The 15,239-nt window shown below is 74.5% G+C and carries 13 protein-coding genes; 11 read left to right on the top strand and 2 right to left on the bottom strand.

Annotation, left to right across the window (positions count from 1 at the left end):
- Positions 1-86: 86 nt before the first annotated feature.
- From IF73_RS0115880 to thpR, 8 genes are all read left to right on the top strand, one after another.
- A complete protein-coding gene (locus tag IF73_RS0115880) occupies positions 87-605 on the top strand; it encodes a hypothetical protein (RefSeq protein ID WP_199806658.1) in 519 nt (172 codons plus the stop codon).
- A 145-nt stretch (positions 606-750) separates the two neighbouring features.
- The gene (locus IF73_RS0115875; protein ID WP_031008133.1) at positions 751-2,937 is read left to right on the top strand and encodes a discoidin domain-containing protein; all 2,187 of its coding nucleotides are present in this window, start codon (positions 751-753) and stop codon (positions 2,935-2,937) included.
- An 86-nt stretch (positions 2,938-3,023) separates the two neighbouring features.
- Positions 3,024-5,195, top strand: coding sequence for a discoidin domain-containing protein (locus tag IF73_RS0115870; RefSeq protein WP_031008132.1), 2,172 nt, complete (start codon positions 3,024-3,026; stop codon positions 5,193-5,195).
- Positions 5,196-5,234: 39 nt separating this feature from the next.
- Complete coding sequence (locus IF73_RS0115865) at positions 5,235-6,326, top strand: DUF1996 domain-containing protein (protein ID WP_031008131.1); 1,092 nt, start codon at positions 5,235-5,237, stop codon at positions 6,324-6,326.
- A gap of 87 nt (positions 6,327-6,413) precedes the next feature.
- Positions 6,414-7,820: a GH1 family beta-glucosidase gene (locus IF73_RS0115860; protein ID WP_031008129.1), complete on the top strand. Its 1,407-nt coding sequence runs from the start codon at positions 6,414-6,416 to the stop codon at positions 7,818-7,820.
- A gap of 76 nt (positions 7,821-7,896) precedes the next feature.
- Complete coding sequence (locus IF73_RS41000) at positions 7,897-8,067, top strand: hypothetical protein (protein ID WP_158822014.1); 171 nt, start codon at positions 7,897-7,899, stop codon at positions 8,065-8,067.
- A 98-nt stretch (positions 8,068-8,165) separates the two neighbouring features.
- Complete coding sequence (locus IF73_RS0115850) at positions 8,166-9,107, top strand: hypothetical protein (RefSeq protein ID WP_031008128.1); 942 nt, start codon at positions 8,166-8,168, stop codon at positions 9,105-9,107.
- A 73-nt stretch (positions 9,108-9,180) separates the two neighbouring features.
- Positions 9,181-9,762 carry an RNA 2',3'-cyclic phosphodiesterase gene (gene thpR / locus IF73_RS0115845; RefSeq protein ID WP_031008127.1) on the top strand — a complete coding sequence of 194 codons (582 nt, stop codon included), beginning with the start codon at positions 9,181-9,183 and terminating at the stop codon, positions 9,760-9,762.
- 14 nt (positions 9,763-9,776) lie between these two features.
- Here the strand turns inward: thpR and IF73_RS0115840 are convergent, their stop codons facing one another.
- Positions 9,777-10,646, bottom strand: coding sequence for a maleylpyruvate isomerase N-terminal domain-containing protein (locus tag IF73_RS0115840; protein ID WP_031008125.1), 870 nt, complete (start codon positions 10,644-10,646; stop codon positions 9,777-9,779).
- A gap of 128 nt (positions 10,647-10,774) precedes the next feature.
- Here IF73_RS0115840 and IF73_RS0115835 point away from each other — a divergent pair, with 128 nt between their 5' ends.
- Positions 10,775-11,398 (top strand): ankyrin repeat domain-containing protein, encoded by a 624-nt coding sequence (locus tag IF73_RS0115835; RefSeq protein WP_031008123.1) that lies wholly within the window; start codon positions 10,775-10,777, stop codon positions 11,396-11,398.
- On the opposite strand, the gene IF73_RS0115830 is transcribed toward IF73_RS0115835, so the two are convergent.
- The gene (locus IF73_RS0115830) at positions 11,381-12,475 is read right to left on the bottom strand and encodes an Lrp/AsnC family transcriptional regulator (RefSeq protein WP_051716851.1); all 1,095 of its coding nucleotides are present in this window, start codon (positions 12,473-12,475) and stop codon (positions 11,381-11,383) included. The genes IF73_RS0115835 and IF73_RS0115830 overlap by 18 nt on opposite strands.
- 109 nt (positions 12,476-12,584) lie before the next feature.
- On the opposite strand from IF73_RS0115830, the gene IF73_RS0115825 reads away from it, so the two are divergent.
- Both IF73_RS0115825 and IF73_RS0115820 read left to right on the top strand, forming a co-directional pair.
- A complete protein-coding gene (locus tag IF73_RS0115825; RefSeq protein ID WP_031008118.1) occupies positions 12,585-13,793 on the top strand; it encodes a M20 metallopeptidase family protein in 1,209 nt (402 codons plus the stop codon).
- Positions 13,790-15,235, top strand: coding sequence for an MFS transporter (locus tag IF73_RS0115820; RefSeq protein WP_051716826.1), 1,446 nt, complete (start codon positions 13,790-13,792; stop codon positions 15,233-15,235). The genes IF73_RS0115825 and IF73_RS0115820 overlap by 4 nt, the downstream gene beginning before the upstream one ends.
- Positions 15,236-15,239: the final 4 nt, after the last annotated feature.

The following is a 15,239-nucleotide window of genomic DNA, read 5'->3' as shown; positions in this document are numbered from 1 at the left end:
CCGTCCCCGAGCGCCGCCCCGCCGACCGCGGGGCGGCGCTCCCGTGCCCGCGGGGACCTCACCGCACGGGCGTGTGGAGGATGCCGTTGATCAGGACGTCCAGCGCCCAGGAGTCGCGGTCGCCGGGGGAGAAGAGGACCACGATCCTGCGGCCCGGCGCCTTCGCCTCCAACGCCGGCGCCTGGGCGTGGGCCGTCAAGGCCGGGCGGCCCGTCAGTCTGCCGTATCCCGGTGCACACAACGACCCCGTCCACGAGCACGACGTCGCCGAGGCGGCCCGCGCCGTCCTCCTCGAACCCCGCCACCGCGGCGGGCTGTTCACCCTCACCGGACCCCGGTCCCTGACCTTCGCCCAGCAGGTCGACCAGCTCGCCGCCGTCCTCGGCCGCCCGATCGCGGTCGACCACGTCACCCGTGACGCCTGGAAGCGGGAGACGGCCGCGTACGTGCCCGGCCCCTACGCCGACGCCCTGCTCGACTGGTGGGAGGCCCACGACGGCAGGCCCGCCGCCCTCACGACCGCGGTCGAGGAGCTCACCGGTCACCCCGCCCGCCCCTTCACGGCCTGGGCCGCCGACCACATCGCCGACTTCCGCGAAGCGTGAGAGCCGGCCGACAGCTCGATCGATGCTTAATGCAAGTCAAAAGAAAAGTCGTGTCACATGCCTTGACCGTCAACTCGCGGCGCATGCAAGGTTTCGGCGAGCGCTCCCCCCGTGTCCGCCCACCCCTCGCACCGAGGAGATCCCCATGTCCTCCGCCGGGTCCCCACCCGCACGCCGCCGCCCCGCCTCGGCACTCCGCCGCCCCACCGCCGGCGGCCTCGTCGCCGCCCTGGCCGGCACCCTGCTCGCGGTCGTCCCCACCACCTCGGCCCAGGCCGCCGAGACCCTGCTCTCCCAGGGCAGGCCGGCCACCGCCTCCACCCTCGAAGGCGCCGTCTTCCCCGCCTCCGCCGCCGTCGACGGCGACTTCGGCACCCGCTGGTCAAGCCAGTGGGCCGACCCCCAGTGGCTCCAGGTCGACCTCGGCGCCGGCCGGCAGCTCAGCAGGGCCGTCCTCAGCTGGGAAGCCGCCTACGGCAAGAGCTACGAGATCCAGGCGTCCGACGACGGCACCACCTGGCGCACCGTCACCGCCGTCACCGCGGGCGACGGCGGCACCGACGAGGTCGCCCTCTCCGGCTCCGGCCGCTACGTCCGCCTGAACGGCCTCACCCGGGGCACCGGATACGGCTACTCCCTCTGGGAGTTCCAGGTGTACGGCTCCACCGACTCCACCGGCCCGCAGCTGCCCGGCGGCGGCGACCTCGGCCCGAACGTGCACGTCTTCGACCCGTCCACGCCCGGCCTCCAGGCCAAACTGGACGCCGTCTTCAAGGAGCAGGAGTCGGCCCAGTTCGGCGCCGGCCGCCACGCCTTCCTCCTGAAGCCCGGCACGTACAACGGCCTCAACGCCCAGCTGGGCTTCTACACCCAGATCGCCGGCCTCGGCGTCCGCCCCGACGACACCACCGTCAACGGCGACGTCACGGTCGACGCCGGCTGGTTCGACGGCAACGCCACCCAGAACTTCTGGCGCGGCGCCGAAGGACTCGCCCTCAACCCGGTGAACGGCACCGACCGCTGGGCCGTCTCCCAGGCGTCCTCCTTCCGCCGGATGCACGTCAAGGGCGGCCTCAACCTCGCCCCGAACGGCTACGGCTGGGCCTCCGGCGGCTACATCGCCGACTCCAAGATCGACGGCCAGGTCGGCAACTACTCGCAGCAGCAGTGGTACACCCGCGACAGCTCGATCGGCGGCTGGTCCAACAGCGTCTGGAACCAGGTCTTCTCCGGCACCGAGGGCGCGCCCGCCACCGCCTTCCCCGAGCCGAGGTACACCACCCTCGACACCACCCCGATCTCCCGCGAGAAGCCCTACCTGATCTGGCAGGACAACCAGTACAAGGTCTTCTCCCCGGCCAAGCGCACCAACGCCCGCGGCACCACCTGGGCCAACGGCACCCCGCAGGGCGAGACGATCCCGCTCAGCCGGTTCTACGTCGTCAAGCCCGGCACCACCGCCGAGACCATGAACCAGGCCGTCCGCCAGGGCCTGCACCTGCTCATCACGCCCGGCGTCTACCACGTCGACCGGCCCATCGAGATCGACCGCGCCGGCACCATCGTGCTCGGCCTCGGCCTCGCCACGATCATCCCGGACAACGGCGTCGCCGCGATGAAGGTCGCCGACGTCGACGGCGTCCGCCTCGCCGGCTTCCTCGTCGACGCCGGACCGGTCAACTCCCCGGTCCTCCTGGAGCTCGGCCCGCAGGGCTCCGGCGCCGACCACTCCGCCGACCCGACGACCGTCCAGGACGTCTACCTCCGCATCGGCGGCGCCGGCCCCGGCAAGGCCACCACCAGCATGGTCGTCAACAGCGACGACGTCATCGTCGACCACACCTGGGTCTGGCGCGCCGACCACGGCGAGGGCGTCGGCTGGGAGACCAACCGCGCCGACTACGGCGTCCGCGTCAACGGCGACGACGTCCTCGCCACGGGCCTCTTCGTCGAGCACTTCAACAAGTACGACGTCGAGTGGTACGGCGAGCGCGGCCGCACCATCTTCTTCCAGAACGAGAAGGCGTACGACGCCCCGAACCAGGCCGCCATCCAGAACGGCACCACCAAGGGGTACGCCGCCTACCGCGTCGACGACTCGGTGAACACCCACGAGGGCTGGGGCCTCGGCAGCTACTGCTACTACAACGTCGACCCCACCATCCGGCAGGACCACGGCTTCAAGGCCCCGGTCAAGCCCGGCGTGAGGTTCCACAGCCTGCTGACCGTCTCGCTCGGCGGCAACGGCCACTTCGACCACGTCATCAACGACGTCGGCGCCCCCACCCAGGGCACCTCCACCATCCCCTCCACCGTCGTCCACTTCCCGTGACGCCCCGGCCGGGGCGCGGCGCCTCCCCGCCGCGCCCCGGCCCCGTCCGCGTACCGCCCGGAACCCCCTCCCCTCCTGGAGCCGCCATGCCTCCGCGCACCGTCCGGGCGCCCTTCCGGCGCACCCGTACCGCCGCCTCCCTCGTCTCCCTCGGCGCCCTGCTCGCCACCTCCCTCACCGCCCTCGCGGCCGCCCCCGCCTCCGCCGCCGAGACCCTGCTCTCCCAGGGCAGGCCGGCCACCGCCTCCTCCACCGAGGGCCCCGCCTTCCCCGCCTCCGCCGCCGTCGACGGCGACCCCGGCACCCGCTGGGCCAGCCAGTGGACCGACGGCCAGTGGCTCCAGGTCGACCTGGGCCGCACCGCCGGCGTCAGCCGGATCGTGCTGGACTGGGAGCCCGCCCACGCCACCGCGTACGACATCCAGCTCTCCGACGACGGCACCACCTGGCGGACCGTGCGGTCCGTGACCGGTGCCGACGGCGGCACCGACGAGATCGCCGTCTCCGGCACCGGCCGACACGTCCGCCTCCAGGGCGTCACCCGCTCCGGCGGATACGGCCTCTCCCTCTGGGAGTTCAAGGTGTACGGCGAGGAGGGCGGCGCCCCGCCCCAGCCCGGCGGCGCCGTCCGCGTCACCGGAAGCCAGGGGAACTGGCAGCTCACCGTCGGCGGCCAGCCGTACACCGTCAAGGGCGTCACCTGGGGCCCCTCCGTCGCCGACGCCGGCCGGTACCTGCCCGACGTGAGGGCGCTGGGCGCCAACACCATCCGCACCTGGGGCACCGACGGCTCGACCAAGCCGCTCCTGGACGCGGCGGCCGCCCAGGGCATCCGCGTCATGAACGGCTTCTGGCTCCAGCCCGGCGGCGGCCCCGGCTCCGGCGGCTGCGCCGACTACGTCAACGACACCACGTACAAGACGAACATGCTCGACGAGTTCGCGAAGTGGGTCCAGGAGTACAGGTCCCACCCCGCCACCCTCATGTGGAACGTCGGCAACGAATCCGTCCTCGGCCTCCAGAACTGCTACTCCGGCACCGCGCTCGAAGCCCAGCGCAACGCCTACACGACCTTCGTCAACGACGTCGCCAGGAAGATCCACTCCATCGACCCGGACCACCCGGTGACCTCCACCGACGCCTGGACCGGCGCCTGGCCCTACTACAAGCGCAACGCCCCCGACCTCGACCTGTACGCGATGAACGCCTACGGCGACCTGTGCGGAGTGCGCGAGGGCTGGGAGCAGGGCGGCTACACCAAGCCGTACCTCATCACCGAGACCGGCCCCGCGGGCGAGTGGGAGACTCCCAAGGACGCCAACGGCGTCGCCGAGGAGCCCACCGACGTCCAGAAGGCCGAGGGCTACACCCGCGCCTGGAACTGCGTGACGGGCCACCGGGGCGTCGCACTGGGCGCCACCGTCTTCCACTACGGCACCGAGCACGACTTCGGCGGCGTCTGGTTCAACCTGCTGCCCGACGGCCTCAAGCGGCTCTCGTACTACGCCGTGAAGAAGGCGTACACGGGGAGCACCGCCGGCGACAACACCCCGCCCGTCATCACGAACATGACCGTCACCCCGTCCGGATCCGCCCCGGCCGGCGGCGAGTTCACCGTCCGCGCCGACGTCCGCGACCCCGACGGCGACCCCGTCACCACGAAGGTCTACCTCAGCGGCACCTACGCCAACGGCGACAAGCGGCTGATCGAGACCCCGTACCGCCGCAACGCCGACGGCTCCCTCACCGTCACCGCCCCCGCGAAGCTCGGCGTCTGGAAGGTGTACGTCCAGGCCGAGGACGGCCGCGGCAACGCGGGCATCGAGACCAGGTCCGTCAAGGTCGTCGCCCCGCCGGTCACCGGGACCGACCTCGCCCAGGGCCGACGCACCAGCGCCTCCTCCTTCCAGGCGTCCTACGGCGACTGCCCCTGCCCGGCGGCCCACGCCACCGACGGCAACCCCGCCACCCGCTGGGCCAGCGACTGGTCCGACCCCCAGTGGATCCAGGTCGACCTCGGCTCCGTCCGGACCTTCTCCCGCCTCCAGCTCGTCTGGGACCCGGCCTACGCCCGCGCCTACGAGGTCCAGGTCTCGGACGACGGTCAGAACTGGCGGACGATCCACACCCAGACCGCCGGTGACGGAGACGTCGACACCGTCCAGGCCGGGGCCACCGCCCGCCACGTGCGCGTGCACATGACCGCCCGCGGCACCGGCTGGGGCTACTCCCTCCACGAGTTCGGCGTCTTCGGCTGACCGGCCCGCACGACCCCCCATCCCACTGAGGAGATCCCCATGAGATCGAGTCCCCAGCGGCTCTCGGTACTTCTCGTCGGTACGGCCCTCATCGCCGGCGTCCTCGGCGTCGGAACGGTGGCGCAGGCCACCGACCCGGACGACGGCGTCCCGCCCGCCGCCGCCGCGGCCGTCCACCACACCGGGCACCAGATGGCCGCCTCCACCCAGGCGTCCGGCGACGACCCCGACGGGGACGGGTACATCCCCGCGAACCCGCCGGTCACCGGCGTCACCCCGTCCACGGCCACCCCGCCGCCGGCCTACCACCACGAGTTCCAGGCCGGCTGCGCCGTCTCCCACACCGCGCCGGACGACCCGATCGTCTACCCCGGCCAGTACGGCAAGTCCCACGACCACACGTTCATGGGCAACACCTCCACCGACGCCTCCAGCACCACCGGCACGCTCTACGGAGGCCGCACCACCTGCAAGGCGCCCGCGGACGCCTCCGCCTACTGGATGCCCTCGCTCTACGACGGGGACCAGAAGATCCTTCCGGTGGGCCCGCAGGTCATCTACTACAAGGCGGGCGTGACCGACTACCGGAGCGTGCGGCCCTTCCCCAGGGGACTGCGCTTCGTCGTCGGCAGACCGACGCAGACCGAGCAGGAGTTCCGCAGCCACAAGGGCTTCGTCGAGGGCTGGGAGTGCGGTGACAGCTTCTTCAACACCGACTTCCCGGCGAGCTGTCCGAGCCGGCCCGACGTCCAGCTCAACATCCGCATGCAGGCACCCAGTTGCTGGAACGGGCTGCACCTCGACACCCCCGACCACCAGAGCCACATGGCGTACCCGGTCGTCAAGCCCGGCACCAACGACAACATGTGCCCGGCCTCCCACCCGGTCGCCCTGCCGATGATCGAGTTCAAGATGGCGTGGCCGGTCAACGGCGACATGAGCCGGGTCCGCCTGGCCAGCGGCCGCGGCTACTCCTTCCACTACGACTTCTTCAACGCGTGGGAGGAGCGCACCCTCAAGGCCCTCGTCGACCACTGCATCAACGGCGGCCTCCAGTGCGACACCCGGGGCTTCGACCTGTACCGCCCCGAGCGCGGCGCGGTGCTGAACGCCGACCACGTCCTGCCCTGACCCGTCCCCCTCCGTACGGGGCGGCCCGGACGCCCGTCGCGGCACCCGGGCCGCCCCCGTACCGCTGCCACCGGAGACCACCCGGCCATGTCCGCCGACGCCCGTTTCCCCGCCGACGACGCCCTGATCGCCCGCCTCCCGCCGAGCTTCCGCATCGGCGCCGCCACCTCCGCCTACCAGATCGAGGGCGCGGCGGCCGAGGACGGCAGGACCGCCTCCATCTGGGACACCTTCTGCCGCGTGCCCGGAGCCGTCGACAACGGCGACACCGGGGACACCGCCTGCGACCACTACCACCGGATGCCCGAGGACGTCGCGCTGATGGCGGACCTCGGCCTCGACACGTACCGCTTCTCCGTCTCCTGGCCGCGCGTCCAGCCCGGCGGCCGCGGGCCCGCCCACCCGAAGGGGCTCGCCTTCTACGACCGGCTCGTCGACGAACTCCTCGGCCGGAACATCACCCCGTGGCTCACCCTCTACCACTGGGACCTGCCCCAGGAGCTCCAGGACGCCGGCGGCTGGCCCGCGCGGGACACCGCCCACCGCTTCGCCGACTACGCCGCCCTCGTCCACGACCGGCTCGGCGACCGCGTCACCCACTGGACCACGCTCAACGAGCCGTTCTGCTCGGCGGTCCTCGGGCACGTCGAAGGCGTCCACGCGCCCGGCGGGCGGTCCCTCGCCGACGGCGTCGCCGCCGTGCACCACCTCCACCTCGCCCACGGCCTCGCCGCCCGCACGCTGCGCGCCGCCGCCCGCCGCCCCCTCGACCTCGCCGTCACCCACCTCCTCGGCACCAGCGCCCCGGCCACCGACAGCCCCGCCGACCGCGAGGCCGCCCGCCGCGCCGACGCCTTCGGCTTCCGCTTCTACCTCGACCCGATCCTGCGCGGCGGCTACCCGGACGACCTCGTCGCCGACCTCGCCGCACACGGCGTCGAGATCCCGGTCCACGACGGCGACCTCGCGGCCATCGCCACCCCGATCGACACGCTCGGCGTCAACTACTACCGCTCGATGCGGAGTTCGGGCCGGGACGAGAGCGGCGCGGACTCGGACGCCCAGGGCCGCCCGGTCACCCGCGCCCTCCCGCACGGCGGGCTGCCCGTCACCGGCCTCGGCTGGGAGGTCATGCCCCACGACCTCACCGACCTGCTGGTCCGCATCGCCCGCGACTACCCCGGCACCCCCATGGTCGTCACCGAGAACGGCGCCGCCTACGACGACGTCCCGGACGCCGACGGGTACGTCGACGACCGGGACCGCACCGCCTACCTCTCCGCCCACCTCGCCGCCGTCGCCCGCGCCCGCGAGGCCGGCGCCGACGTCCGCGGCTACCTCGCCTGGTCGCTCCTCGACAACTTCGAGTGGGCGTACGGCTACGCCCAGCGCTTCGGCCTCGTCCGCGTCGACTACGCGACCCAGGCGCGCGTCCCCAAGCGCAGCGCCCGGTGGCTCCGCGACACGGCCGCCCGGGTGCGCGGCGGGGCCTGAACCCGGCGATTGCGGGCGGCCCCGGCCCGGCGGACGATGGGAGAAGGGCGGGCCGAGAAGGACCGGAGGAGACGTCATGGCCGAAGAGCAGGGCGACCCGCTCGCCGCCTGGACCGAACGACTGCTCGCCCTCGGGACCGGCATCTCGCCGGAGGACGCCAGGGCGTTCGTCCACGACCTCTACACCCACGCGCAGGCCGCGCTCGACGAGGAGCGCGCCGAAGTCGAGTTCCAGCGCGAGGAGTAGCCGACACCCGTCGGCCCCTCGCGGCGGCCGGCGGGAACCGGCCGCTCCGCTCGGTCGTGTTACGGGGGGACGGACACGCCGAGGCGAGGGGAGACGTGGTGGGCGGCAACGAGGCGAGGATCGAGGGGGACACCCTGCTGTTGGGCGACGGGGTGCGGGTGCGATTCATGCGCACGCTCCGGCTGCCCGAGACCGGCACCCACCGGCTGCCCCCGGGGCTCGGCACCTTCCCGCTCCGCCGGGTCGAGGACTACCCCGACACCGTGCCCGACGCGTGGCGTGCCAAGGGCGGCGTGATGATGCCGGTCTATCTCCGCGAGGCGATGTGGCTCAGCTTCGCCGGCAGCCCCGAACCCACGGCGCTCCAGGTCGGCGTCGGCAAGGTCTGCGCGATCTCCGGCAGGAAGTGGACCGGAAAGCTCTCCCGCCGCCCGCAGAACTACGTCGTACTGCCCCGCCAGCCGTGGCTCGACGGCATCAACTCCGGCAAGGGCACCGTGCGCCAGTTCGTCGCCGTCCCGCTCGGCATGGGCGCCACCGTCGAGGGCCAGGTCACCGGCGAGGAGACCGTCGGCGGCCTCCAGCTCGGCGGCTACGGCGGCCCGCCGCCGATGCCGATGGCCGCCCCGGCGGGCCCGCCGCCGGCCGCCGCGGCGATGGGCATCGGCGCCGGCGGCACCATGCGCCAGGAGGTGTACCAGGACGACCGGCCGTCCCGCGACTGGTCGGACACCGCCGACGCGCGGGTCTTCGTCCACCTGGTGACCCCGCCCGAGTGGCGCCGCATCACGGGTGAGGCGCCCCCGCCGTCCCCCGTCGACCGCGCCGCGTACACGCGGGCGGGCCTGCCCTGGTACGACTACTTCGACGCCGACGGCACCGACCTCGACCCCTCCGGCACCCTGGCCGACGTCAAGCCCGTGGGGGAGTGGCTGGGCGACGACCTCGACCCGTGGACCCCGCCGGCCCCGCACCAGATCACGCCGCTCGGCCCGCCGCCGGCCCCGCCCGGCGCCCCGATCGCGGACGGCGACTGGTGACCCGGTCCCGGTAGGCACGTCCTACCGGGACCCCGCCCGCACGGCCGCGTCCCCGGCACGGTACGAAGACATCGTGAACGACTCGATCCAGCCCGCCACCATCCGCGTCTTCATCGCCCTGGCACCGCCCGACGACGCCAAGGACGAACTCGCCCGCGCCCTGGCCCCCGCCTACGCGGCCCACCCCGGCATGCGCTGGAACCGCATCGAGGACTGGCACATCACCCTCGCCTTCCTCGGCGAACTGCCCGTCTCCGCCGTCCCCGGCCTCCACGCCCCCCTGGCGGAGCTGGCGGCCGCCCGCCGCCCCCTCGGACTCGCCCTCCGGGGCGGCGGCCACTTCGACTCCCGGGTCCTGTGGAGCGGCATCACCGGCGACCTGCCCGGCCTGCACCGCCTCGCCGACGACGTCCGGACCGTGGTGAAGGAGGCGGGCATCCCCTACGAGGGCCGCCCGCTGCGCCCCCACCTGACCCTGGCCCGCGCCCGCCGCGGCGACCTCACCAGCGTCCCGGAAGCCGCCGCCGTCCTCGACGGCTTCGACGGCCGCGCCTGGCCGACCGCCCGCCTCCACCTCGTCGGCAGCGACGACGCCCGCGGCCCGGCCCCGGTCCGCTACCAGGACATCGTCTCCTGGCCGTTCACCGGGGCCTGATCCCGGGCGGTGGTTCAGGGCGCCGTGATCAGCTCGCTCAGGCGGGGCGCGAGCCACGGCTTGCGGCCGCCGGCGCGCATGCGGCCCAGGGCGATCGCCTTCCAGATCGGCATGCGGCCGAAGGAGACGAGCAGGAACGCCGTCGGCGCCGCCGTGATCCGGCAGTCGTACGGGCGCGGCGGCGCGTCCCTGGTCACGGTGGCGGCGCCGTCCTCGATCACGACGGCGAGCCGTGGGCCGCCCCTGAGGACCAGGTCGAAGGCGAGGCGCACGCCCTGCGCCTTCTCGGTGTCGAGGGCGAGCGGCATCATCGTGACCATCGCCTGGCGGATCACCAGCGACGCCTCTTCGGGCCCGAGGGGCCAGGGCCGGCGCGCGCCCCGTGCCATGTCGAGGCCGTGGAGCAGGGTCTCGTTGAGCATCAGTCCCGTGGCCGCCGCCAGCGGTACGGTCCGGCCCGGCCCGTACCAGGGCGCGGGGACCGGGGTGTCGGGCGCGAGCCCCGCCGAACCGCGCAGGAAGGCCGCGCCGCGCTCGGCCAGGACGGCGCCCAGCCGCTTCCGCTCCGCCCCGGTGATCAGCCCGACGGACAGGGCGTTCACGGCGGCGATCCGCTCGCCGAACGTCCCCTCCTGCCCGGCCAGTACGGCCTCCCAGTCGATGGCCTCCCCGGCCGGCCCGCCGGGGACCGCGGCGCCGAAGGCCAGGTATGCCGCCGCGAGGTGCGCGCCGACGTCCCCGACGGACCACACCGGAACCCCGGACGGCGCCTCCAAGTCGTCGATCCCGCCCACCAGTTCCACCAGCCGTGCGAGCGCGGCCGCCAGCGCGACACGCGTCCGCTCGTGCTCGGCCGCCGGATCGTAGGCCGTGACTGCACCCATGCGTTCTCCCCCAAAGCTGTGGACGGGCCCGCACATTACCGCCGGGTAGCTCGCGGGCGACAGAAGTCCGTCCGCACCTCACGACCGGGCACTGTCCCGGGAGCCGCCCCTCGGGCATGATCATCCGCATGGGAGAGCGGAACGGGCCGGCGGAGCGACTGGTCGGGGCGGCGTCGAGCGGCGACACGGCGGAGGTGGGACGGCTGCTGGTCGAGGGCGTCGCGGCCGACGCCCCGGACGGCGAGCGGCGCACCGCCCTCGACCGTGCCGCGTGCGCGGGGCACGCCGAGGTCGTCGACCTGCTGCTGCGGGCCGGCGCGGACCCCGGGCAGCCCATCGGCGAGTACGGCGGCGACCAGACCCCGCTCACCGCGGCCGTGGGATGGGGACACGCCGACGTGGTCCGGCTGCTGCTCGCCGCCGGAGCCCCCACCGGCCCCCAGACCCGCTTCGGCTGGCTGCCCCTCGTCCACGCCGCCACCGGCACCCACGGCGACCCCCTCGCCCTCGTGGACCTGCTCCTGGAGTACGGCGCGGACCTCGAGGAACGGCAGCGGGGCCTGACCCCGCTCGAATGGGCCTGCGGCCTGCCCCGCCCCGAGATGGTCCGCCACCTCCTCGCCCGCGGTGCCGTCCCGACCCTGAAGGCCCGGGCTCGCGCCGTGTACTGGGGCGCCCGGCAGCACCCGGAGCAGGTCGACGTCTTCCGGGAGATCGTCGCAGCCCTCGCCGCCTCAGCCGCGGCCCGGTGACCCCGGCGCCGGCCGGCGCGGCGTACGGAGCCGGTCCAGGAGGGCCGCCTCGGCCGCCTCCGAGTGGTCGTCGCTCCACCGGCCGAGCGGGACCGCCCGCAGGTGACGGCCCCGGGGGTCGAGGAGATGGCCGCCCAGCTTCATCGGCCAGAGCGTCAGCGCCCGGTCCGCGACCACCAGTTCGGGGAACCGCTCGGTGAGCCGCGACTCGAACGGCGCGATGTCGTCGACCGACCGCAGCCACGCCGCGAGCAGCAGGTTGTACGGCCCCGACAGCGAGGCGCACATCCGGATCTCCCGCAACGCGCTGATCCGCTCCGCGAGGCGTGGCGCCCGGCTCTGCGGCACCGTCGCCCACAGCGACACCGACACCGGCCACCCGGACAGCGCCCGCGCCACCTCGCAGCGGTACACCAGCGCCTGCTCGGCCTCCAGCCGGTCCAGCCGCCGCCGCACGGTAGTCGGGCTGAGCCCGGTCCGCTCCGCCAGCCGCGCCGCCGACTGCCGCGGATCCTCGCTCAGCACCCGTACGAGCTCCAGATCGCGCTCCTCCAGGAGCCGCCCGCCCGCGGGCCGGGCCGCAGCCGGCCGGCCGGGGCCCGCGAGCCTGCGCCGCTGCTCCTCGGTCAGCCGGTCGAGCCGCCAGCGGCTCCCCTCCGTGTGCAGGGTGGTCGCCACCTGGGTCCGGGACGCGGCCACCCCGTCCAGCGCGCCCAGCCGGAAGCCCACGTACCGGGCCAGTTCGGCCTGGTCGGCGAAGACGGCGGTGACCAGGAGGTCCCGGCCGCCGCTGACGTGCTCCAGGTTGAACACGTGCGGATCCTCGGCGATCTCCGCCGCGACCTCGTGCAGCCGGCCGGCCGCGCAGTCCACCTCGATGTAGGCGATCACGGCCGGCGCCTGCGCCCGGACCGCCGGATGGACGCTGATCCAGGCGTTCCCCGCCCGGGTCAGCCGCGCCCACCGGCGGGCCACGGTCGAGGCGTCGAGTCCCAGGGCCTCGCCGACGGTCTGCCAGTCGGCGCGCGGAGCGACCTGGAGGGCCGTCACCAGCAGATAGTCCAGTTCGTCGAGCACGCCGACCACCCTGCTCCCGAAACGGCTCATTCGCGCAAACGATCACTCACAAGCGGCGGATCCCTGCAAGCGGACGCCGTTCATCCGCCGGATCGGCACTATACCCGGCATGTTCACGCACAGCGACGCCCTGGCTCACGCCGACACCCTCATCGCCCTGCGCCACGACCTCCACCACGAGCCCGAACTCGGCCTCGACCTGCCGCACACCCAGCGCAAGGTCCTCGACGCCCTCGCCGGCCTCCCCCTGGAGCTGACCCTCGGCAAGCGGCTCACCTCCGTCACCGCCGTCCTGCGCGGCGGCCGCCCCGGGCCCGCCGTCCTGCTCCGCGGCGACATGGACGCCCTCCCCGTCCAGGAGGACACCGGCGTCCCGTACGCCTCCGGCACCCCCGGCCGGATGCACGCCTGCGGCCACGACCTGCACACCGCCGGACTGGTCGGCGCCGCCCGGCTGCTCGCCGCCCGCCGCGACGAACTCCCCGGCGACGTGGTGTTCATGTTCCAGCCCGGCGAGGAGGGCATGGGCGGCGCCGGACTGATGATCGAGGAGGGCGTCCTCGACGCGGCGGGCCGCCGGGTCGTCGCCGCCTACGCCCTCCACGTCACCTCGACCCTGCTGCCCACCGGCTACGCGGCCGTCCGCCCCGGCCCGATGCTCGCCGCCTCCGACGCGGTCACCGTCACCGTCCGCGGCGCCGGCGGCCACGGCTCCTCGCCGCACGCCGCGAAGGACCCCGTGCCCGCCGTCTGCGAGATGGTCACCGCCCTCCAGACGATGGTCACCCGCACCGTCGACGTCTTCGACCCGGCCGTCCTGACCGTCGGCTCCCTGCACGCCGGCTCCGCCGGCAACGTCATCCCGGAGCAGGCCGTCCTGGAGGCGACCGTCCGCTCCTTCTCCACCGCCACCCAGGCCGCCGTCCGCGCCGGCGTCGAGCGCGTCGTCCACGGCATCGCCGCCGCCCACGGCGTCGACGCCGACCTCGACTACCGGGAGAACTACCCGGTCACCGAGAACGACCCCGCCGAAGCCGCGTTCGCACTCCGCACCGCCCGCGGACTCCTCGGCGCCGACCGCGCCTTCGAGGCACCGCGCCCGCTCACCGGCTCCGAGGACTTCTCCCTCGTCCTGCGCGAGGTCCCCGGCGCGTACCTCGGCATCGGCGCCTGCCCGCCCGACCGCGACCCGGCCACATCCCCCATGAACCACTCGCCCCAGGCCGTCTTCGACGACCGCGCCGTCCTCGACGCCGCCGTCCTGCTCGCCGAACTCGCCGCCCGCCGCCTCCAGGAATCCGCCGAGGAGCCCGCATGACCACCACCGAACGCCCCGACGCCCCCGACGCCGCCTCCCGGGAGACCGGGGCCGGATCCGTCCGCGCCGCCGTCGGACTCCTCGTCCTCTTCGAGCTGACCAGCGGCTTCCTCCAGGGCGGCATCGCGCCCCTGCTGCCGGAGATCGGCCGCGAGCTCTCCGTCCCCGACGCCGACCTCACCTGGGTGATCTCCGCCCAGCTCCTCGCCGCCGCCGTGAGCGTCCCCGTCCTCGGCCGTCTCGGCGACCTCCACGGCCACCGCAAGGTCCTGCGATGGGCGCTCGCCGCCGTCGCCCTCGGCACCCTCCTCGTCGCCCTCGCCCCCAACCTGCCGGTGCTGCTCGCCGGCCGCGTGCTCACCGGCCCGCTCGCCGCCCTGCTGCCCCTGGAGATCGCCCTCGTACGCGACCGGCTGCCGCTCGCCCTCGCCCGCTCGGCCATCGCCCGCCTGGTCGGCGCCCTCGCCCTCGGCACCCTCCTCGGCGGCGTCCTCACCGGCGCCGTCCACGAACTCACCGACGACATACGCCTCACCCTCCTCGTCCCCGCCGCCCTCGCCGCCGCCTGCGTCCCCGTCTCCTTCCTCGCCATCCCCGAGACCCGGCGCCTCGCCCGCGGCCGCCTCGACCTGCCCGGCGCCGTCCTCCTCAGCGCCACGATGCTGCTGCTCCTCTCCGGCGTCGCCGCCGCCAAGGACGACGGACCCGGCCTGCCCGCCCTCGCCGCCGTCCTCGGCGCCGTCTGGACCCGCGTCGAACTGCGCACCGCGGAACCCCTCGTGGACGTCCGCGCCCTCGCCGACCGCCGGGTCGCCCCCTTCTTCCTCTGCGCCTTCGCCTTCGGCGTCGTCTACTTCGGCGGCCAGGCGCCCGACGCCACCTTCCTCGCCGCCGACCCCGCCGCCACCGGCTACGGCTTCGGGCTCTCCGCCCTGTCGATCTCCCTCGTCGCGCTCCCGGCGGCGGCGACCGCCGTCGTCACCTCCTCCCTCACCGCCCGCATCGCCGGCCGGACCGGCTACGTCCCCGCCCTCGCCGTCTCCTTCGCGCTCGTCGCGGCCAGCTTCCTGACCACCGCCGCCCTGCACACCGCGATCTGGCAGCTCGTCGCCGCGAAGATCCTCGCCGGGCTCGGCCTGGGCGTCGCCCTCGGCGCCATGCCCACGGTGATCGCGGAGGCCAGCGACCCCTCCCGGACGGGCGTGACCACCGCCCTCTACAACAACGTCAAGACGCTCGGCGGCGCGGTGGCCGGCGGCGTGATGGCGGCCGTCCTCACCGCCTCGGCCCCGCACGCCGGCGCCACCCCGGGCGAGTCCGCGTACGTCACGGTCTGGCTCCTGTGCGCCGCCCTCGCCGCCGCGGCCGCCGCCCTCACCCTCGTCGCCCGGAGCGCCCCGGCGAAAACCGCTCGCGGCGCCACCACGAGTCCGGCACCCTGACCCC

This window comes from Streptomyces sp. NRRL F-5727 (assembly GCF_000719555.1).
In the GTDB taxonomy this organism is placed as follows: domain Bacteria; phylum Actinomycetota; class Actinomycetes; order Streptomycetales; family Streptomycetaceae; genus Streptomyces.
Note: the sequence above shows the minus strand (reverse complement) of the source record. Positions and strands in the feature narration are given on the sequence as shown.

Bases quoted from the DNA above. Each gene is read 5' to 3' on its own strand.
- IF73_RS0115825 (WP_031008118.1), top strand. From the start codon at position 12,585: ATGTTCACGCACAGCGACGCCCTGGCTCACGCCGACACCCTCATCGCC.
- IF73_RS41000 (WP_158822014.1), top strand. From the start codon at position 7,897: ATGGCCGAAGAGCAGGGCGACCCGCTCGCCGCCTGGACCGAACGACTG.
- IF73_RS0115820 (WP_051716826.1), top strand. From the start codon at position 13,790: ATGACCACCACCGAACGCCCCGACGCCCCCGACGCCGCCTCCCGGGAG.
- IF73_RS0115865 (WP_031008131.1), top strand. From the start codon at position 5,235: ATGAGATCGAGTCCCCAGCGGCTCTCGGTACTTCTCGTCGGTACGGCC.
- IF73_RS0115875 (WP_031008133.1), top strand. From the start codon at position 751: ATGTCCTCCGCCGGGTCCCCACCCGCACGCCGCCGCCCCGCCTCGGCA.
- IF73_RS0115870 (WP_031008132.1), top strand. From the start codon at position 3,024: ATGCCTCCGCGCACCGTCCGGGCGCCCTTCCGGCGCACCCGTACCGCC.
- IF73_RS0115835 (WP_031008123.1), top strand. From the start codon at position 10,775: ATGGGAGAGCGGAACGGGCCGGCGGAGCGACTGGTCGGGGCGGCGTCG.
- IF73_RS0115860 (WP_031008129.1), top strand. From the start codon at position 6,414: ATGTCCGCCGACGCCCGTTTCCCCGCCGACGACGCCCTGATCGCCCGC.
- IF73_RS0115840 (WP_031008125.1), bottom strand. From the start codon at position 10,646: ATGGGTGCAGTCACGGCCTACGATCCGGCGGCCGAGCACGAGCGGACG.